The sequence below is a fragment of the Mesorhizobium sp. B2-4-3 genome, from assembly GCF_006442815.1.
GTDB lineage: Bacteria > Pseudomonadota > Alphaproteobacteria > Rhizobiales > Rhizobiaceae > Mesorhizobium.
The window spans coordinates 1-19,337 of sequence record NZ_VFVL01000047.1; the positions used below are offsets into that span (position 1 = coordinate 1).

General features: G+C 60.7%; 21 protein-coding genes. 14 read left to right on the forward strand and 7 right to left on the reverse strand.

What is annotated here, in order from left to right; genetic code table 11:
• The 4 genes from FJ956_RS28455 to FJ956_RS28470 all read left to right on the forward strand — a co-directional run.
• Positions 1 to 1,940, forward strand: a 1,940-nt coding sequence (locus FJ956_RS28455) for a type I secretion C-terminal target domain-containing protein (protein ID WP_140679558.1), incomplete at its 5' end; no start/stop codon positions are given.
• Between the two features lie 72 nt (positions 1,941 to 2,012).
• Positions 2,013 to 2,381: a hypothetical protein gene (locus FJ956_RS28460; protein WP_140636240.1), complete on the forward strand. Its 369-nt coding sequence runs from the start codon at positions 2,013 to 2,015 to the stop codon at positions 2,379 to 2,381.
• 206 nt (positions 2,382 to 2,587) lie between these two features.
• On the forward strand, positions 2,588 to 3,292 hold the full coding sequence (locus FJ956_RS28465) for a lytic transglycosylase domain-containing protein (protein WP_246672117.1): 705 nt from the start codon (positions 2,588 to 2,590) through the stop codon (positions 3,290 to 3,292).
• A gap of 20 nt (positions 3,293 to 3,312) precedes the next feature.
• Positions 3,313 to 4,602, forward strand: a complete 1,290-nt coding sequence (locus tag FJ956_RS28470) for an ABC transporter substrate-binding protein (RefSeq protein WP_140679554.1) — start codon at positions 3,313 to 3,315, stop codon at positions 4,600 to 4,602.
• 17 nt (positions 4,603 to 4,619) lie between these two features.
• Here the strand turns inward: FJ956_RS28470 and FJ956_RS28475 are convergent, their stop codons facing one another.
• The 6 genes from FJ956_RS28475 to FJ956_RS28500 are packed head-to-tail and all read right to left on the reverse strand — an operon-like array spanning position 4,620 to position 10,138.
• Entirely contained in the window at positions 4,620 to 5,669 is a 1,050-nt protein-coding gene (locus tag FJ956_RS28475) for a phosphatase PAP2 family protein (protein ID WP_140679552.1), read from the reverse strand.
• Between the two features lie 6 nt (positions 5,670 to 5,675).
• Positions 5,676 to 6,221, reverse strand: coding sequence for a prepilin peptidase (locus FJ956_RS28480; RefSeq protein ID WP_140679549.1), 546 nt, complete (start codon positions 6,219 to 6,221; stop codon positions 5,676 to 5,678).
• A complete protein-coding gene (locus FJ956_RS28485; protein ID WP_140679547.1) occupies positions 6,218 to 6,763 on the reverse strand; it encodes a tetratricopeptide repeat protein in 546 nt (181 codons plus the stop codon). Before FJ956_RS28485 ends, FJ956_RS28480 begins: the two co-directional genes overlap by 4 nt.
• Positions 6,764 to 6,815: 52 nt before the next feature.
• Positions 6,816 to 7,766, reverse strand: a complete 951-nt coding sequence (locus tag FJ956_RS28490) for a type II secretion system F family protein (RefSeq protein ID WP_140679584.1) — start codon at positions 7,764 to 7,766, stop codon at positions 6,816 to 6,818.
• Positions 7,767 to 7,781: 15 nt separating this feature from the next.
• Entirely contained in the window at positions 7,782 to 8,753 is a 972-nt protein-coding gene (locus FJ956_RS28495; protein ID WP_140679545.1) for a type II secretion system F family protein, read from the reverse strand.
• Complete coding sequence (locus FJ956_RS28500) at positions 8,753 to 10,138, reverse strand: CpaF family protein (RefSeq protein ID WP_140679543.1); 1,386 nt, start codon at positions 10,136 to 10,138, stop codon at positions 8,753 to 8,755. The genes FJ956_RS28495 and FJ956_RS28500 overlap by 1 nt, the downstream gene beginning before the upstream one ends.
• Before the next feature lie 499 nt (positions 10,139 to 10,637).
• Between FJ956_RS28500 and FJ956_RS28505 the strand changes: the two genes are divergently transcribed.
• The 10 genes from FJ956_RS28505 to FJ956_RS28550 all read left to right on the forward strand — a co-directional run bounded on the left by FJ956_RS28505 (position 10,638) and on the right by FJ956_RS28550 (position 18,712).
• On the forward strand, positions 10,638 to 10,841 hold the full coding sequence (locus tag FJ956_RS28505) for a Flp family type IVb pilin (RefSeq protein ID WP_140679541.1): 204 nt from the start codon (positions 10,638 to 10,640) through the stop codon (positions 10,839 to 10,841).
• A gap of 72 nt (positions 10,842 to 10,913) precedes the next feature.
• Positions 10,914 to 11,936 carry a Flp pilus assembly protein CpaB gene (gene cpaB / locus FJ956_RS28510; RefSeq protein WP_140679539.1) on the forward strand — a complete coding sequence of 341 codons (1,023 nt, stop codon included), beginning with the start codon at positions 10,914 to 10,916 and terminating at the stop codon, positions 11,934 to 11,936.
• A 53-nt stretch (positions 11,937 to 11,989) separates the two neighbouring features.
• On the forward strand, positions 11,990 to 13,435 hold the full coding sequence (locus FJ956_RS28515) for a type II and III secretion system protein family protein (protein ID WP_140679537.1): 1,446 nt from the start codon (positions 11,990 to 11,992) through the stop codon (positions 13,433 to 13,435).
• The gene (locus tag FJ956_RS28520) at positions 13,422 to 13,730 is read left to right on the forward strand and encodes a hypothetical protein (protein WP_140679535.1); all 309 of its coding nucleotides are present in this window, start codon (positions 13,422 to 13,424) and stop codon (positions 13,728 to 13,730) included. Before FJ956_RS28515 ends, FJ956_RS28520 begins: the two co-directional genes overlap by 14 nt.
• A 60-nt stretch (positions 13,731 to 13,790) precedes the next feature.
• Positions 13,791 to 15,299 carry a pilus assembly protein TadG-related protein gene (locus FJ956_RS28525; protein ID WP_181170254.1) on the forward strand — a complete coding sequence of 503 codons (1,509 nt, stop codon included), beginning with the start codon at positions 13,791 to 13,793 and terminating at the stop codon, positions 15,297 to 15,299.
• A gap of 4 nt (positions 15,300 to 15,303) precedes the next feature.
• Positions 15,304 to 15,798 (forward strand): TadE/TadG family type IV pilus assembly protein, encoded by a 495-nt coding sequence (locus FJ956_RS28530; protein ID WP_140679531.1) that lies wholly within the window; start codon positions 15,304 to 15,306, stop codon positions 15,796 to 15,798.
• Between the two features lie 41 nt (positions 15,799 to 15,839).
• Positions 15,840 to 16,427, forward strand: a complete 588-nt coding sequence (locus FJ956_RS28535) for a TadE/TadG family type IV pilus assembly protein (RefSeq protein WP_246672116.1) — start codon at positions 15,840 to 15,842, stop codon at positions 16,425 to 16,427.
• Positions 16,424 to 17,587 (forward strand): AAA family ATPase, encoded by a 1,164-nt coding sequence (locus FJ956_RS28540; protein ID WP_140679527.1) that lies wholly within the window; start codon positions 16,424 to 16,426, stop codon positions 17,585 to 17,587. The genes FJ956_RS28535 and FJ956_RS28540 overlap by 4 nt, the downstream gene beginning before the upstream one ends.
• Positions 17,574 to 18,155, forward strand: coding sequence for a L,D-transpeptidase (locus tag FJ956_RS28545; protein ID WP_140679525.1), 582 nt, complete (start codon positions 17,574 to 17,576; stop codon positions 18,153 to 18,155). The genes FJ956_RS28540 and FJ956_RS28545 overlap by 14 nt, the downstream gene beginning before the upstream one ends.
• A complete protein-coding gene (locus FJ956_RS28550) occupies positions 18,152 to 18,712 on the forward strand; it encodes a DUF3050 domain-containing protein (protein WP_140679522.1) in 561 nt (186 codons plus the stop codon). The genes FJ956_RS28545 and FJ956_RS28550 overlap by 4 nt, the downstream gene beginning before the upstream one ends.
• A 31-nt stretch (positions 18,713 to 18,743) precedes the next feature.
• Here FJ956_RS28550 and FJ956_RS28555 read toward each other — a convergent pair whose 3' ends face one another.
• Complete coding sequence (locus FJ956_RS28555; RefSeq protein WP_140679518.1) at positions 18,744 to 19,277, reverse strand: hypothetical protein; 534 nt, start codon at positions 19,275 to 19,277, stop codon at positions 18,744 to 18,746.
• Positions 19,278 to 19,337 lie beyond the last annotated feature (60 nt).

A 19,337-nucleotide genomic window follows, 5' to 3' on the forward strand; every position in this document is an offset into this window, starting at 1 on the left:
TCGCGGTGCAGGTGGTCGACTCCGACGGCGACCCGGCCTCCACCACGCTCACCATCGACATCGTCGACGACGTGCCGACGTTAGGCCCCATCCAAAATCAGCAGACCAACGACGATCCCTCGCAGACGCCCGCGGTCGGCACGCTCCATTTCGTCACCGGCGCCGATGGCGTCGGATCGACTATGACAATCATGGCCGACACGACCGGCCTCACCTCAGGCGGCCACAGCCTGGTTACAGTGCAGAACGGCAACATCCTGACGGCCTATGCCGACAATGACGGCAATCATACCTTCACTTCGGGCGACACCGAGGTTTTCACCCTTACCGTGAATCCCACCGCCGGCACTTCAGGGCAGTATGTGTTCGACTTGAAGGCGCCGCTCGACGGCACGGTGACCAATCTTCCGAACGCATCGGATGGCGCGCTGGGTAGCGGTCCGACGACGAACAAATACGTGGAGAACCCGTCCACCCACCAGTTAGTCACCATGGTGACCGGCTGGGCGCCAACCGACGCAACCGGTCAGTTTACGGCCGCGGAGAAAGCTGCCTGGCTCCTCGGCGGCGATCCGTCCTTGGCTCAACGAAGCGATGTCAATGGATCTGATCAGGGTTGGGGGCTCGGCGGCAATAATTTCCTTCCAGGACAGTTCATGCGCTTCGACTTCGGAACGCTCAACGACTACGACGGTGTCGGCTCCTACACGCCGCCGACACCGGCAAGTGCTCTGGCCAACGCCGGCTACGTCACGTTCACGTACACGAAGACCCTCGGCGCTGGTAATGAGATCGATTATGTCGCTCATTACGTCGACGGAACCTCGGAGTCCTTCATTTCGGGGTCTGGCGATACAGGGAAAACGATCCAATCGTCGACGGGCAAGGACATCGCGTGGGTTGACGTGTATGATGTCTCAACACCTGGCGGCTTTAAGCTGAACCTGAGCGCTATCGGAGTGGTTTCCACCAGTGTCGACCATACGATCCCGTTTACCTTGCAACTCACGGACGGCGATGGGGATACGACAACGACCGCCAATTTCTCCGTCCATGTGAAGGATGGGCTGGTGCCCAATCTCGCTACTCCCGTCGTGCTTGATCTCAACCACGACGGAATCCACACCACCGATCTTACGCATTCGACTGTTTCGTTCGACTACAACGGCGACGGCGTCGCTTCGAAGACGGCCTGGGTCGACACGCATGACGGTATCCTGGCGATCGATCTCAACGGCGATGGAAAGGTGAACAACGGTTCGGAAATTGTGTTCACCCAGCATGCCCCGGGTGCTGCGACCGACCTTGCAGCGCTAGAGCAGCTCTACGATACCAACCATGACGGCAAGCTGACCGCAGCTGATCACGACTTCGCGCAGTTTGGTGTCTGGCAGGATGCCAACGGAAACGGCGTGTCGGACCCAGGCGAGTTCAAGAGCCTTGCCGCCCTGGGAATCGTCGAGATCGGCCTCGAAAGCAACCACCAGCAGTCAGTTTCGGCAGACGGCTCGGTCGTGACCTTCGGCGAAGCCACGTTCACAACCGCCGACGGCCAGACAGGCGCGGTGGGCGACATCGGCTTCGGCAACTATGACGGTGTTGCCTCCGGCACTTCGACCCTTGCCGGCACTTCGGGCACCGATACGTTCAAGCTCGATCACCTCGAACTGAACATCACGGATCTCATCACCGACTACAACAAGGCCGAAGGAGACCAGATCGACCTGACCGCGCTGTTCGACAAGGCGGCCGCCGGCAACATCGCCGACTATGTGCACTACGACACCACCACCAAAACGCTGAGCGTAGACACCGACGGCACGGGCAATGCGGCCGGTTTCGTGGATGTCGCAGTGTTGCAGAACGGGCCGGCCACGGCAAACTCGATCAACATCCTCTACGACGACAGCACGCATACGCAGCAGCATGTCACCATTTAGCACTTATGCGCCACCACGCTTCCATGCTAAGCATTAGCAACGCTTGAATTCGCAATTCGAAGAGGGGCTTACATGAGACATTCCGTAAGATTGCTGGCTTCGGCCGCGGCGCTGCTGGTGGCCGGGTCGACGGGTTTCGCCGCCGACATCATCGGCGAGCCGGCGGTGAATTATTGCCGCACCGTCGGCACCTCGGACCTGGTGCTGACCGACAACATGGTCGAGCTCAAGGACCATGTGGTGAAGCTGATGGACGAATCGGTCGCCGTCGCCAACAGCCCGGAATGGATCAACTCGTCGCGCCCGGCCTTCGTCTGGGCCTCGGAAGCCAAGGTCGCCTGCGGCATGGCCTATGGCTACCTCAAGACGAACTACAAGGACGAAGACACGCTCAACAAATGCGAGTGCTTCCACGACCGCATGGTCGAGTACATGCATTGAGCTGACGGGCAAGCGGACACCGACTGGCTGCGATGGTGGCCGACGGAAAATTGCCGAAGGCGATCGCGCTAGATCGTTTCACCGTTTCACGGAAATGGCGAAACGATCTATCTCCTTGTTTTGACGCAATTCCGAACGGAAGGCTACGGCGAAGTCGCCGAGCCCAACCGCTACGCACTTTTCCTGGAGTTGCTCTGGCGGTCGCCTTGCTCGGTCTGGGTCAGACACCTGTCCACGCCAACTGGCTGGAACGGCCGCAGCCGCCCGAGGCGCGGCCCGCGCGCTGCGCTGCGGCGCCGGAGCGGACCCGCGCGACATTCAAGGCATTCGCCACCTGCCAGGCGTCGCTCTACGGCCTCGAGCCGGTGCTGGCGCATGCGGTGATGGAAATCGAAAGCGGCTTCGATCCCGGCGTGCGCGGCGCCGACGGCGAAGTCGGCCTGATGCAGGTCATGCCGGCAACGGCGCGGATGCTCGGCTTTCGCGGCTCGCTCGACGAGCTTGGCGAGCCCGCCACCAACATCGCGCTCGGCGTCAGATATCTGGCGCAGGCAAACAGGCTCGCCGCGGGCGATCTTTGCACCACCGTGATGAAATACCGGGCCGGGCACGGGGAGACCCGCTTCTCGGTCCGCTCGGTCGACTACTGCCAGCGCGCACGCGCGATCCTGGCACGGGAAGGCCTCGATGTGGCCGGGTCGCTGCCGGTGGCGACGATCGGATTCTCCGACGTCTCGACGATCGGGGTCTCCGACGCTTCCATGGACGGCGCCGTCACCGGCCAGGAGAAACGCGTCTGCGTGCGCCGCGCTTTCGTGCCCGGGCCGCGCTACATGAAATGCGCCGAGTATCGCAGCCCGGCGCAAGCAAGGACGATACAGGCGTTGAGAGCGCGGCTCTTCGATGGATAACATATGGGGATGGAAGCATCATGAAATGTGAGCGGCACGATCCGCGTCTGTTGGCTCTCGCTCTCGGGCTCGTCGCGACGCTGTGCGCATGCCAGTCCAAGAGCGGCGCGTCTGATGTGCTCGATCCATCGGCGATCGCGGCACCCGCGGGCCAGGCCGGCACTCCGGCGGCGCCCGCCCAGCAGGCAAATAATCAGAGCTTGGGCGGTTCGACCCCGGGCAGTCCAGCATTGGTCAGCGCGACGTCGGGCGGCCCGACCTCGGCCGCCGCCGCCAAGGCCCAGCTGACGCTCGGCGCGGGACCGACCAAGGTGGCCATGCTGCTGCCGCTTTCGGCCCCCGGCAGCACGGGCGAGAACGGCCGAAAGATGTATGACGGCGCGCGGCTGGCGATGGCCGACCTCGGCGACAAGCTTTTGACGCTGACCATCGAGGATACGCGCGGCGACAGCGGCTACGCCAAGGACCTCGCGGTGAAGGCGATCACGTCGGGCACGGCGAAGGTCGTCATCGGGCCGTCCGAGCTCGCGGCGGCGCAGCACCTTGCCAAGCTCTCCGGCTCCAGGCGGCCGCCGGTGCTGGCGCTGGCCGACAATTTCGCCGGCGGCCCCGGCGTCTATTCCGTGCGGCTCGGCGAAGCCGACAGCGCCGCGGCGGGCGCGGCGGCGATCGCCGCCAAGGGCGCCAAGAAATTCGTGCTGCTGGTGCCGTCGGGCGCGGATTCGAGCCCCATCGAATCCCGGGTGGCCAACGCGCTCAGCATCTATGGCGCCACGCTTGCGGTGACGCTGCCCTATTCGGCGACGGATGGCGGCGCCAAGGTGGTGTCCGACATGAGCTCGCTGGTCGAGGCGCCCGACGCCGTGGTCGTCGCGTGCGGCGACGGCAGCCCGACAGCGGTGCTCGCCGCGCTGAAGGCAAAAGGCATTCCGGGCAAGGCGGTGACACTGATCGGCACCGACCGCTGGCTCGAGCGGCCGATGGATCCGCTCTACGAAGGCGCCTATATCGCGACGCTCGACGAGGGCGAGACCGGGCCGATCGCCGACCGCTTCAGGGCGACCTACAAGTACCAGCCGGACGTCAACGTGGCCTATGCCTACGACATGGTGGCTCTGAGCGCCGGCATAGCGAGCTCGGCCGGCCCCGACGGCTTCAACAAGCAGGTGCTGGAGAACACAACCGGCTTCCGCGGCTCGACCGGCCTGTTCCGCTTCCGCGCCGACGGCTCGAGCCAAAGGTCGATGCCGTTCTTCAAGGTGGAAAAGGGGCGGTTGAAGCTGGTGGAGAAATCGACGGCGGGGTTTTGAGGGGGCTCTATCAACATCTAGCCTGCCGCATTTGCCGTAGCTGGCAGCCGGCGCAAGCCGGACAGCCATCCCGCGAATATCCAGATGACTGGTGTCGCCAACATGGAAGCGTAGCCATCAACGGCATAGTGCCAGCCTAGATGAACGGAGCCGAGCTGAATTGCGATCAAAAAAGCAACACCCAGCCAGCGCAGCAACGCGCCGAAGCGCCAGAGATAGATCGCGTTCAAGGTAGCCACGGCAACATGCAACGAAGGGAATGCAGAGATGCCGCTACCCAGGCGCGGGCCATGCAATCCGGCATTGGCGAGGAGCAACCGCTGAGCATCAAGGGCCCAGACCGGATAGACTTTGTTTATCGCTTGGAGAGAATTCATCAAGGGCAAAAATGTGGAATCATTGTAGAAGCTCATCACAAAGGCCGGACCCACCGAGGAAAAAAGTACCGCAGCAACGTTGCCCAAGATGATCCAAATGAGGACAAATGCTACGAGATATTGGGAGCGAGTTCTTTCATTTTCAATTGTGAAAGTTACGCAAAATAAAATTGTAAGCATAACTATAAACCAAAGGTTATATAGAAAATTTAAACTAAATATAAAAAATCCAATCCCGACAAATTTGTCCAATATCCTCCACGCATCAATCCCACTATGTATACCTCTATCCAGTTCTATAAGATATTTATCGGCATAAAATGGAACTATGCGACTGATGCCATCCTTCATGCTAGTAAATAGAGAAAAGAAGATCGGAAGAACCAGCATAACGGGCAGGCCAATGATTAGCCGCTCAGGCAGCTTGTGGATCAGCAGGCGATCACGGATGGCGGGATAGAGGCGCGGCGGTCGCTCGAGCATAACGCGAACAGAGATAATCGCGAACAGGATAACGGTTACGCCGAACCCGAAGAGTAAAAAAGCATCGCTGTATATCTGGATGTCAACTGAGATGTGCCAATGGGCAGAGGCGATAACTGCAGCCAACGCGTAAAGCAAAACCACCAAGAGGAAATGCCTGTTGGAATGCCAACTCTTCCAACTATCGTTGAATCCCATCGCGCTCATAGCCGGCTAGTTGAGCTGCTCCAATATCCCTGAGCTGGTTGCCACTATCAGGGAATGATACATCTGCATTCCCAGCGCACAGATCGCGGCCATTGAGATCGGCACGCCGAAGGGCACGACTCCTTTACGGTCCATGTGCTGCACATAATGGCGAAACATCCCCGCCGGCAGCAGGAAGGGATTCTTGATCACAACCGCCGCGGCGACTGCGAAAACCAGCAGCAATATGGAAAAAACGGCGAGATTGCTTCCGCCAATCAGAAACGGCGTGACGCTCATCAGCTTGACGTCGCCGGCGCCGATCTTGCGCAACAGCCAGAATGGAAAAAGGGCAAGGAACAGAGCAACGCTGCCGAACGCGCTCAGGCCCATGTCCAGCCAGGAGTGAGTTTGCAGCGACTGGAATTGCAGAACTCCGAGGCCAAGGCAAAGCAAAAGCAGCACGTCACGGTTGGGTATGCGCTGGGTGGAAAAATCGATCCAGGCAATTCGCCCAAGCAGCAGGATTGCCAGCCCCTGGAAGACGAGCGAAACGGTCGGCAAAAGGCTCATGACCGCTCGATGTTCCGCACGCTGGACGACAGCAGCTTCAGATTGTTGGCGACCGTCGGGTCGTTGGGCGCCAACTCATAAGCCTTGAGGAAGTTGCTGCGCGCATCCTGAAGCTTGCCGCGCAGCAAATAGGAATAGCCGAGATTGTTGTAATATTCCGGCGTCGCGCCGAGTAGCCGGTAGGCCCGGCCATAGGCCATGTCAGCCAAATCGAAGCGACGGATGCGATCACAGGACGCGGCAAGCCCGAGCCAGGCGACGCCGTCATTGGGCGCCAGCCGCGTTGCCTTGTAGAACAGGGCGCCGGCATTACCGTAGTTTTCGGAACGGAACTGGGTCTTGGCTTCGGTGATGGCCTGGTCCGACGCATAGTAGTCGACATCGCTGATCGTTTTCAGCCCATCGAAAGTATCGCCAAAGGCGGTGTAATCGCCTTTGGCGGGCTCGTTGGTGCGCACGACACCGCCCGTGGAGTCGTTCGTCTGACAACCGGCTAGGAAGATCAGCAACAGGCTTGTCGCGACTGCGAGGCGCTTTGTCATTGTGTGTCCCACGAGTCCCCGACTCTATTTTAGAATCTAATCATATGACGGACTAGAAGAAAATGCCCTTCATGCGGATGATCACCGGCAACATGACGACCATCATAACCACCGGGAAAATGCAGAGCCCCAGCGGGATCATCATCTTGACCGGCAAGGCGTTGGCACGCTCTTCCGCATGAAGTATCCGTTGATCACGCATCTCGGCGCTGTAGACGCGCAGGGCGTCGGTGAGGCTGGTACCCAACTCTTCCGACTGCCGGAACAGCACAGCCAACGCCTTTGCTTCGTCCAGTCCGATGCGATCGGCAAGCTCGCGCAATGCCTCGCGCAACGGTTTGCCTGCTCGCAATTGTAGATTCATGATCGTCAACTGGATGCCCAGCCATTTGTGCGTGCCAGCCAGTTCCTGGCTGACCCGCTCGACAGCCGCCTCGAGGCTCATGCCGGCATCGGCGCAGGTGATCATCATGTCCATGAAGTCGGGAAAGGCGCGACGGTAAATCTGCTTCTGGGTATTTTCGAAACGATCGAGCATAATGCTCGGGATGACGATGCAGCCGAGGCCGATCAGGCCCGCGCCCGCGAAAGCCAAGAAGCTCGGCATCCACGCCGGCAAAATTTTCGACAGCAGGGCGTACATGAGCAGAAAGCCCATGGCGACGGCGCCCAGCCTGCACAGCGTGTAGATGACAGGCGCGCTTGCGTGATAGAAGCCGGCGCGAAAGAGCTTGGCCTCGAGGGCGTCCGGCTCGTTGCGCTCTTTCTCCATCGACTTGAAGTAGGCTTCCACAGGCCTTCGCGCCGCAGTCTTGGCGAGAAGATCCTGCGCCAGGATCGAGCGGCGATCTACTGGGCCGTCGCCGACAAGGCTGTCCGCCACCAGCCTGCGCGTCTGCATCGCCGGCAGGAGTACCAGCGCAGCGAACAGGAACATGGCAACCGCTGCCGCGAAGACGGTCAGGGAAATGAGAAAGGTCAAATCGCTCAAGTGCGAAAACAAGTTCACGGTCGCTCCCTAGAAGTCGAAACTGACCATGCGGTACATGATGTAGTCTCCGAGCAACGCCCATGTTCCGAACGAGACGAATACTGGAAAGATCAATGGATTTCCCCAGATAGATCCATAATAGGATGGCGACACTACTGCCAGTATCAGAAACATGACAACAGGAAACAGTGAAATGATCCACGCGGATGCTCGACCCTCGGCCGAGAGCGCTCTGATCTTCAATCTGAGCTTCTGCCGCTCTCGCAAGACAGACGACAGGTTGGAAAGGATCTCCGTGAGGTTGCCGCCTGTTTTTGCCTGGATCGAGAGCGACACCGACAGCAGGTGCAGGCCCTCGAAGCCCACCCGCTCCGACAATTTCCGCACCGCCTGCTCCATGCTTAGCCCGAAGGTGATCTCGTCGGCGACGATGCCGAATTCGGTGCCGAGCGGATCGGGCATCTCGCGCGCGACGAGCCCAATGGCTACCGAGGCCGGATGGCCGGCGCGGAGCGAACGCACGATCATGTCAAGCGCGTCGGGCAACTGCTTGGCAAACTTCTGGATGCGCTTGTTGCATGCCCGACGCAGGAAAAGGAGCGGCAATACAAAGCCCACCAGAAGGAAGACAAGGAGCGCCATCAGCGTGGAAAGACCGATAAGGAACCAAAGCAGCAACGCCAGAGCCAGACCTGCCAGAAGAAACGACGCCGCAAACGTCATTGGGTTTCCAGTTATGCCGGACTGGGTGTAAAGCCGGTTCAACCAGACGAAGCCGGAGACGAAGTCTCCTGAATCTGTGAGGCCGCGTTCGCGCAGCAGACTTTGCAATGTCTGTTCGGCAGGCACGTCGTCCGCGATGCGGCGAAGCCGGTGGTTGACCGCGACCCGTTGTGAGCGCCGGCGCGTAAGGGATAGATAAAAAGCCTCGCCGGCAAGGATGACGGAGGCGGCCGCAACAACATAGATGAAATAGAGTAGCGTCTGTCCCGTCAGCATTACAGCGCCACCTGCGGATTGAAGGCATCCTTGGCGAAATGCAGGCCGAGCGTCGCGGCTTCGGGAGCGAAGCGCGGGCGGACGCCGGTGGCGCGGAAATCGCCGATGATGGTGCCGTCGGCGGCAACATCGCGCCTGACATAATGATAGATTTCCTGCAGTTGCACGACGTTGCCTTCCATGCCGGTGATTTCCGAGATGGAGACGACGCGCCTTCCGCCGTCGGACAGACGCTGCGTCTGCACGATGATGTCGATGGCCGAGGCGATCTGCGCCCGGATCGAGTCGTGCGTCATCGGCAACCCGGCCATACCGATCATCTGTTCCAAGCGCGATATGGCGTCGCGCGGCGTGTTGGCGTGAATGGTGGTCATCGAGCCTTCATGGCCGGTGTTCATGGCCTGCAGCATGTCGAAGGCTTCCTCGCCGCGCACTTCGCCGACGATGATACGATCGGGGCGCATGCGCAGCGCATTCTTGACCAGCTCGCGCTGGCGGATCTCGCCCTTGCCCTCGACATTGGGCGGGCGCGTCTCCAGCCGGCCGACATGCGGCTGCTGCAGCTGCAGCTCCGCCGCGTCCTCGATGGTGACCAGGCGTTCTTTCGACGGGATGTAGCTCGACAGCGCGTTGAGCAGCGTCGTCTTACCACTGCCGGTGCCGCCTGAAACCAGGATCGACTTGCGCGCCTGCACCGCGATCCGCAGCATATCGATCATCGGCTGGCGAATCGAATTCAACGCCATCAGGCGTTCCAGCGAATAAGGGTTCTTGGAGAATTTTCGGATCGAGACCAGCGGGCCGTCGACCGAAACCGGCCGCACTGCAATGTTGACGCGCGAGCCGTCAGCCAGGCGCGCATCCGCCATCGGCGCGGACTCATCGACCCGGCGGCCGATGGCAGAGACGATCTTGTTGATGATGCGCAGCAGATGCGCCTCATCGCGAAAGCGGATGGCGGTTTGCTCGATCATGCCGCGACGCTCGATGAACACGCGCTCATGCGTGTTGATCATGATGTCGGTGATCGAGTCGTCCTTGAGCAGCGGTTCGATCGGACCGAGGCCCAGCATCTCGTCGGCTGTGTCGCTGGTCAGCTGATCGAGCTCACGCGCATTCAAGGGCACATTTCGGCTCCGCACGAACTCGCGCACGATCGGCCGGATCTCGTTCAGTATCTCGTCCTTGGACGCGCTTTCCAGCGCCGTTAGGTTGAAGCGATCGATGAGATGGCGATGCAGCTCGACTTTCAAGGTCAGGAAGTCGAGATCTTGCGGCTCGGCCTCCGCCGCAACGACCGCGACTGTTCCGTTCGCGACCGCAACCATAGGCGCCACCTGCGACGCCCGCTGCTCACTTGGCCCTTTGATGAAGCGACCCAACATGCCGCCCGCCCCCTTGTTAATTTCCCCCAACGGAAACTAAGCGTTAACCACGAGAGGCACAAGCCGCCCGCAAGCCAAAGTCCATGTATTACTTGCGGCATAGTTAAGAATGCGGTCAAACTCCCATGTAACTGCTTTTAGCTCACTCCTTTTATACAGACCAAAGTCCTAAGACCTTTGCCGCAATTGGCACACTTAGGTCTGCTAAGGCATTAGATATACTGAATTATGTCATATTTCTAATACGCCGGCAATGGGACGCTGCCGTGGCGGAATTGTGAATGAATGGTTAAAATGACTTGAAAAATGAGGCGAATCAAGCCTTTGTCGAAATTGAGAGAGCTTCAGATCGAGTATTGAAAGGTTAAGCTTCCGTTAATCCGTTTGACACTGCTTTTTCGCGCGACCTAGGATTGAACGTGACGGGGGATGCTTGGGTATGGGGTTCATTCCTTGGCTCTGTCTCGTCGGGTTCAAACCTCCAAAGGGAGAAATTGGCATGAACAAGCTCATGACGATGACCCGGCAGTTCCGCGACGAAGAAAACGGCGCTGCTATGGTCGAATACTCGATCCTGATCGGGATTATCGCGGTGGCGGCGATCACCGCCATCGCCGGGATCGGCGTCTATGTCACTCATCAGTTCGCCACCCTCTGCACGACGCTGAAGGCTAATAGCGGGACGGTGATCACGAAGTGCTAGCAATTTCGATCCGGGGCCAGGTAGAGCCTGGCCCCGGATTGTCTGTTTCGTTTCTCGGGGGCATTGGGGCTCATGCGTGCCAACACGTTGATCATGATCGTGCTCGCCGGCATATTCGGCGTGCTCGCGGTGGTACTCGTCAATATCTGGCTTGCTGGCCAGCGTAATGCCTTGGCGCAGTCCAATGGCGTGCAGGCAAGCACGGTCGTGGTCGCAGCGGTGCCGCTGAAGTTCGGCGATGCGCTGAGCGCCGACAAATTGCGCGAAATTGCATGGCCGGCGGGAGCCGTGCCGGCGGGAGCCTTCGGAACTGTCAAAGAAGCGATGGCCGGCAACGGCGCGCGCCAGGCGCTGCAATCCATCAGCGCCAACGAACCCATTCTCGCCGCCAAGATCACTGGCCCCGGCCAGCGCGCAACGCTTTCGGCGGTGCTTGGCGAAGGCATGAAAGCGGTGTCGATCCGCGTGAACGACGTGCTCGGTGTCGCGGGCTTTGTTTTCCCGGGCGACAGAGTCGACGTGTTGCTAACCCGTGACGTGCGCGGCGACGACGGCGCCAACAAAAGCTTCGTCGACGTGCTGCTGCAGAGCGTCAAGGTGCTTGCCGTCGACCAGGTCGCCGATGAAAGCAAGGACGCCCCGCAAGTCGTGAAGGCCGTCACGGTCGAGGTCAGCACCAAGGACGCCCAGAAACTGACGCTTGCAGCGGGCGCCGGCCAGTTGTCGCTGGCTTTGCGGCAGGCGGCCGGCAGCAAGGGTGAGACGAATGAGAGGGTCACGCTCGCGGATCTGACCGCCGAGACGCCCGACGACGTCGCCAAGCGCCAGGCAGAGCTTGACAGGCAGGCAGCCGAGGAGGCCGCGCGCAAGCAGGCCGACCAGAGGATCGACGGACTGGCCAAAGCGGTGGAACGGGTCGGCAGCCAGATCGATCAGATGAGCAAGGCAAAGCCGGTTACGGTCGTGACAGCCGCGCCTCAGCAGCCGGCGAAGGAAGTGATCAAATACGTTCAGCCGGAGCCGCCCAAGCTGGCGACGATCGGCGTGTTCCGGGGTGTCAAGCTCGAATCATACGAAGTGCCGCGACAAGACTGACGAGGGTCGGCGCGGCGGAGGCTGCCCTGGGGCAGCGAGTGGGGAGACGGGGAATGAAGGGGTTTTGGGTCAGGATAGCGGCGGCCGCGCTATCCGTGTTGGGCGTATCGGCGATCACCGGCCAGCCGGCTGCGGCGGCCGACCGCTTCATCGACGTGTCGAGCCCGTCGCTGCATCGCGTGTTCGTGCCCGTTTCCCAATCCGCGACGATCCAGGTGAACGCTACCCTGGGCGACATCGTCGTTGGCGACGAAAAGATCGCCGACGCGCAGCCGATGACCGACAAGACGCTCTACATCATCGGCAAGAGCGTCGGCACCACCACGGTCAATCTCTTCTCCGAGGACAAGCGCTCGCTGGGCGCCATCCAGATCGAGGTCGGCCAGGACGTCAGCGACATGGCGGTAGCCATTCGCCAGGTAGCGCCCAAGGCGCGCATCGAGATCGGCTCGATCAATGGCAAGGTTCGCCTGAGCGGTCACGTCAAGGACGCCGCGACGCTGGCATCCATCGTGGAAGTCACGCAGCAATACGGGCCCGACTCCATCATCAATGCCGTGACCATCGACGACAGCGAGCAGGTCAATCTGTCGGTGCGCATCCTGGAGGCCAAACGCAATGCCGGCCGCGATCTTGGTGTCTCGTTCAAGAGCACGAATAGCCGCGGCACCACACGAGTGGGGACAGGCATTGGCACCGTAGATAAAGACGGAGCCGAACTAGGCGCTGGCGATTTGGTCACAGGCCTTCTCTCCAACACCAATCCGTTCGCGGCGCTGATTACCCGCATCATCGACAGCAACATCAAGGTCGACCTGATTATCGAGGCGCTCGAGGCCAAGGGCGTCGTGCGCACGCTGGCCGAACCGAACCTCACCACGGTCTCCGGCGAGACAGCCAGCTTCAATGCTGGCGGCGAAGTGCCGGTGCGCAGCGTCAATGCGCAAGGCGAAGTCGAGATCGTCTTCAAGCAGTTCGGCGTCAATTTGAACTTCACCCCGGTGGTGCTGGACGACGGCAAGATCCACATCAAGCTGGCGCCGGAAGTGAGCGACCTGACTGGCTTCACCAGCGCAGGCGACCCGATCTTCACCAACCGCAAGCTGTCGACGGTGGTCGACCTGCGTGACGGCCAGAGCTTCGCGGTGGGCGGCCTGCTCTCCAGCAAGAGCACCATACAGCAAGATCAGGTGCCCTGGCTCGGCCAGGTGCCGATCGTCGGCGCGCTGTTCAAGAATTCGAGCACGGCGAAGGAAGAGACCGAGTTGGTCGTCATCGTCACGCCGCATCTTGTGCGGCCGGTGAGGCCTGGCGAGCAACTGGCGACGCCTTTCGACAAAACGAGACCCGCCAACGACCCGGAGCTCATGCTGCTCGGCCAGCTCGAAGTCAACAAGGACATGATCCGCATGTACGAGCATGGCGAAGGCGTCACCGGGCCCTATGGCCACATGCTGGATGTGAAATCGAAGGACAAGCTGGTCTATGTCAAGAAATAAGCTCCTGCTCGTCCTTCTCGGCACCAGCCTGCTCACGGGCTGCGCGGCCGACTATCTGAACAATTACGACACGATGACGCTGGCATCGGGCGACTCGCAGAAGGCAAACCAGCTGCTGCAGACGGTCGATCCGTACAACCCGGCTTCCAACAATACCAAGATCGAGGGCAACGGGGCTCGGTCCGTCGGCGTCGTGCAGAAATACAAGCTTCCGCCTTCGGGCGGGTCGGCCGCGCCGGCGACGAACATGACAGTCAATGTCGGACCGTCGGGTGCGCCCACTGAGGCGAACTAAAGAGAAGGATGCAGCGCGTCGGGCGCGCGAGGACACCCGACACGAATGGAGAGTAGGGTTATGTTGGGGACCATTCGTGAATTCTGGCGCGATCAGCGCGGCATAGCGATGATCCTTGTCGCCATCATGCTGCCGGTGCTCGTCGGCTTTGCCGTGCTGGCTCTCGACATGAGCCGCGCCAACGGATTGCACAGCGATCTACAAAAAGGTGTGGATGCGCTGGCGCTTGCCGGCGCGGCCGAGCTGGATGGCAATTCGGATGCCTGGACGCGAGCGGAGAACGCCCTTGCAAATCTGGTTTCCAACGACACCATATTCGCCGATGCAGGTGTCGTGACGTTGCCAAGCACTGGCAGCACCACGGTCAATTCGACCTATTCCGCGTGCCGTTCGAAAGGCCAGATTTCCTGGTGCTTCCTTGCAAGCATCCCTACAAACGACTCCGACCCGATCACTTCCGCCAACTATGCAGCATCGCCAGGTGCAACCAAGCTCATCCAGGTGACGGCTCAACCCGAGAGCTTCACCGCTATGTTCCCGGTTTCTTACCTTTCAGGCAGTTCCGTCAACAGCTTCAATGTCGGCGCGGAAGCTGTGGCCGGCTTCACCAACGCGTTGTGCCAGTTCACGCCGATGTTCATCTGCAATCCTTATACTTCTCTCGGCGCGCTCCAGACGGCTGTTTCGGGAACAAGCAAACCGATGGTCTGGCTCAAGGAGCAGACCGGAGGCAATGGCGCTCAATATGGCCCTGGCAACTATGGCTTTCTGTCTTCCCCGGAAGGTGACAAATCCACGGCAACGCTGACTGAAATGTTCGCGGTGACCAGTCCGCCTGCCTGTTATAGCCAGAATGGGGTGACGACTCGCCCGGGCAACATTCCACCTGTTGACGCCGGTATCAATACACGGTTTGACATTTACAATAACGGCGGGCCTTACAAGACCGATCCGACAATAAATCCGCCATCGCCTAATGTCCGCAAAGGCATGGTTGCCTCAAGCCCCGGTAAGAATTGCGACTATTCTGCACCGAGTACAGGGCAGACGAAGAACTACATGGCACTACCAAGGGACAACTGCTTTTATAACGGAGGCTGCAATCGGGCTGGCGTTCTTGGAGATGGAACCTGGAATTTCTACGGCACTTCGACCAACCCGGGCTATTGGGACACAAATTACCCAAAAGACACATCCAAAGGACAGATCGTAAAAGATGTTTGTGGCAATAGCCCCAGCAGATATTGCGTTTATAAGTATGAGATCCAGCATCAATCCGATGCCGCGCTGAAGACCAACTTCGAGCAGACGGCCCCGGCATGCAACACAACTACACAAGGCGCTGACAGGCGACTCCTCTATGTTGCCATCATCGATTGCGCTGCCAACAATGTGCAAGGCGGCGGGCAAACCTTGCCGGTGCAGGCTTTCGCCAGCATCTTCGTCACCGAGCCAGCCGGCGGCTCGTCCAGTGCCGATATATACGGCGAAATCCAGGACATCAGCACCTCGGTCGGCCAGGGCACACTGAAAAAGCTCCAGCGCAACGAAGCGCAGCTGTACCGGTAAAGCCATGCTGACCGCGCTCAAACAAATCATCCGGCGTTTCAGGCGCAACGACGATGGGGCCGCGCTGGTCGAGATAGCCATCGTGACGCCATTCGTGCTGCTGCTGTCAGCCGGCGTCTTTGAGTTCGGGAACATCCTGAACACACGAATGCTCCTCGACGCTGGTGTCAAGGATGCGGCCCGCTATATGGCGCGCTGCAGCAGCGATTGGGATACTTGCAAACCATTGGCACAAAAGCTTGCGGCCAATGGGGCCATCGATGGCACCGTCGCTCGAGTGAATGGATGGCTTCCAGTACAAGTAGAAATCACCAAGACATCTACTCAGGCGATCGATACCGCTACCGGTACTGAACTCTATCTCAGTCCCACGGCCACCGTCGACGTCGTGCAGGTCAAGACGATATATTCGTACGCCGGTCTCGGCCTCTGGTCGTATCTCGGTTTCGGCCAGCTCAATCTGACCGTAATCCATCGGGAGCGCGTCTTCGGATGGTGATGCTTGGGCGCAGGTTTTGGACTGCTCAGTCTGGCGCGACGATGGTCGAAGCAGCCATCGCCATGCCGCTGCTGCTGACGCTCCTGCTCGGCTTCGTCGACTTCGGCTATGCCTTCTACCAATGGAATGCCGCCAACAAGGCGGTGCAAGCTGGCGCAAGGCTCGCGCAGATCTCCAGCCCGGTCGCCAGCGGACTTTCACTAGAGGCAAAAACACCCAGCGACTCGCTGGACGTGGGCAAGGCGGTTCCAGCCAACACGTACAACTATATCTGCACCGCCAGCGCGGCGGGGACAGCCTCGTGCACCTGCGGATCGGGGGCTACATGCCAGGACCTCACCGCAAACCAGGCGGCCTTCGACTTCATTTTCAACGGCAATAGCAGCCAACCTGGAATGCAGACATTCCTGCCATTGCTGGCCAAATCCGAAGTGCAGATCCAGTACCAGGCTTCCGGTCTCGGATACTGGACCCGACCCAACGGTCCCGTCCCGACCATCACGGTCAGCATCGTCAATCATCAATTCCAGTTCTTCTTCCTTGCCGGGTTGCTCGGATTTTCCAACATCACCATGCCCTCGATGCTGAGCACGGTCACGGGGGAAGACATGAAGAGTACGTTCCCATGAACGCCATCGACACCAGAGTCCTCCCGACCAAGCGAAAGCAGGTGGCGCTGTTTTCCGGCGATGCGAATTTCAAGCGCGACGTCACCACGCGGCTCGATGCGCTGGCGATCTACGACGTCAAGGTCTCGGATGCGGCTGAGTTCCTCAAAGGGCCGCCTGTCGACAGCCGCCCCGGCATCATCATCCTCGATCTGGCCAATGGCGAGCTGCTCGGCAATCCGGGGATCGTCGAGGCGCGCGCGGCCTGGGCGTCGGTGCCGCTGATCGCGATCTCCGACGAGCTCACCTCCGAGCAGACGCGCGTCCTGGTGCGCATGAACGCGTCGGACTGGCTGCACAAGCCGCTCGACGCCAAGGAGCTGCTCAACGCCGTCACCTTCCACGACACCGGCAGCCAGGGCACCAAGAGCCGCATCGTCACCTTCATCGCCGCGAGCGGCGGCGCCGGCGCCACCACGCTGGCGATCTCGGCGGCGGAGCACCTTGCCTCGAAGTCGTCCGAGCGGGCGGCCTCGACTTGCCTCGTCGATCTCGACTTCCAGAGCGCCAATTGCGGCGCCTATCTCAACCAGTTCAACCAGTTCGATCTCTCCGGCATCATCGGCCAGCCGGACCGGCTCGACGTCGAGCTGATGGACGTCATCAAATTGTCGCGGCCCTCGGGCCTCACGCTCTATTCCTTCGAGCGGCCGCAACTGCCGTTCGAGCCGCGCGGTTCCGACTTCGTCTTCCGGCTGCTCGATCTCGTCGCCTACCGCTTCGACGACATCGTCATCGACCTGCCCAACATCGAGACGCCGTGGCACGATTCGGTGCTGCGCACGAGCGACGAGATCTTCATCGTCTTCGAGCTCAACGTCGCCTCGCTGAGACAAGGCAAGCGCCTCTACAAGAAGATCCGCGAATTGCGCGGCAACAAGGTCAGCATCACGCTGGTCGCCAACAAGCACAAGCGCAAATGGTTCGGCAACCACTTCTCGCGCAGCGAGCTGGAGAAGATCTTCAAGGCGCCGCACATCAAGTCGCTGGCGCTGGACAACGCGCTCTTGGCCGACGCGCTGAACCGCGCCATCCTGCCTTCCGAGGTGGACGGACGCGCGCGCTTCAACAAGGACTTAAAACGCATGTTCAAGGAACGGCTGGACAATGCCCAGCGCTAGCTCGAAGCACTGGATGAGGGCGCGCTTCGCGGCTGCCTGCCTGGTCGGGATTGCATCGATGTCGATCTATGGTTTCGCGGAAGCAGGATCGGGGCTGCCGCCGCTGCCCGCCATGGGCCCCAGCCTGCGCAAGGCGGTCGCCTTTGACACCGGCGAGCAGCCGGGCACGATCGTCATCCGCAAAAACGAGAAGGCGCTCTATCTGGTGACGGGCCAGGGCCAGGCGCTGCGCTACCAGATCAGCGTCGGCCGCGACGGCTTCGGCTGGACCGGAACGGTCAAGGTCGGGTCGAAGACCGAATGGCCGGAATGGCGTCCGCCCAAGGAAATGCGCGCGCGCCGGCCGGAACTGCCGGCGATGGTGCCGGCCGGTCCCTACAATCCGCTCGGCGCCAGGGCGCTCTATCTGTCGCGCGACGGACGCGACACGCTCTATCGCATCCATGGCACCAACGATCCCAAGGGCGTCGGTTTCGACGGCACGTCCGGATGCTTCCGGCTGACGAATACCGATGTGATCGATCTCTTCAAGCGCGTCGCGGTGGGCGCAAAGGTGGTGGTTGAATGACGATGATCAGCGAGCCGGACGCTCCGGCAATCGAACTCGGTCACAGGGAAGCCGCTCCGGGAAAGCCCAATCGGGCCAGGCTGATCGGCGTCGTGGCGGTGGGCGCCGCGCTCGTCACCTTCGTCAACGTGACAGCCGCCGTCTATCTCTATCGCGGCGTCAGCGACCTCAAGACGATGGAGGCGCGGCTGGAACAGCTTGGTCAGTTCGAGCAGCGCATCGGCGCCCGCATCGACACCGTCAACAACGGTTTCCAGAGCCGGTTCGAGACGCTGGACCGCCAGTTGCAGGCGAATTTCGGCCAGATCAACGGCAATATCGCCAGACTGGAGCAAGGCCAGCCCGTCGCCGCCAGCGAGCCGGCACCTGGCGCGCCGGAGCCGGCCCTGCTCGACAACACCACGGTGGCGGATGCTTCCGCGGCTGATGAAAGCGGAGGCGATGCCGCCGATGCTCAGCGCTCGTTCAAGCGCAAGGTCGCGCCTCCGGGCCCCAACCCGGCCTACCAGCGCATCCAGCAGCCCGACGGCAAGGTCTATTACAAGAAGATCAACTGAGCAGACGGACTGTCGCCGCCTGGCCAGCCGCTTACAGATCGCGCTGCAGCGCCAGCATGCGGACCGCACGGGTTTCGCTGCGCAACCTCTTCTCGCTCAAGAATGCGGCGTGACAATAGGCGCAGGCCGCGAGGCCAAGGCACAGCACCAGGCAATTCTGGACGCTGAAATCGAGCATAAGCGAGAAATGCAAGCCGTTCGGTATGGTGAAGGCGGCGATGGTGCTCGCCGTTTCCGCATGGCTGCTCAGCGCCATCATCTTGCCGGCAAAGATCAGCGCGGCGTGGTTGGCGAGGAAGAAGCCGGCGGACCTTTTTGCCTGGCAAATCATCCAGCAGGCGCCTGCCGCAAAGACGATAATGGCCGCATCGAGCGCCATCGATCCGCCGAGATAGACGTGCACCTGCTGCCAGAATATGGTCGAGAACGGGCGCAGCTCGAGCCAGGCGTGCCACGCAGCGGGGCTCGCCGGATAGAAGCCGAGAAGCATTACCGCCACCCGCTCCGCCGCCAGCAGAATGAGCACCAGGGCCGGAAAGGCAAAAAGCAGTATCGGCTTGCGCATCGTGTCATCCCCTCGACATTCGATCACCGATTCTAGGCCGCATTGGTTGCGCGAGACTTA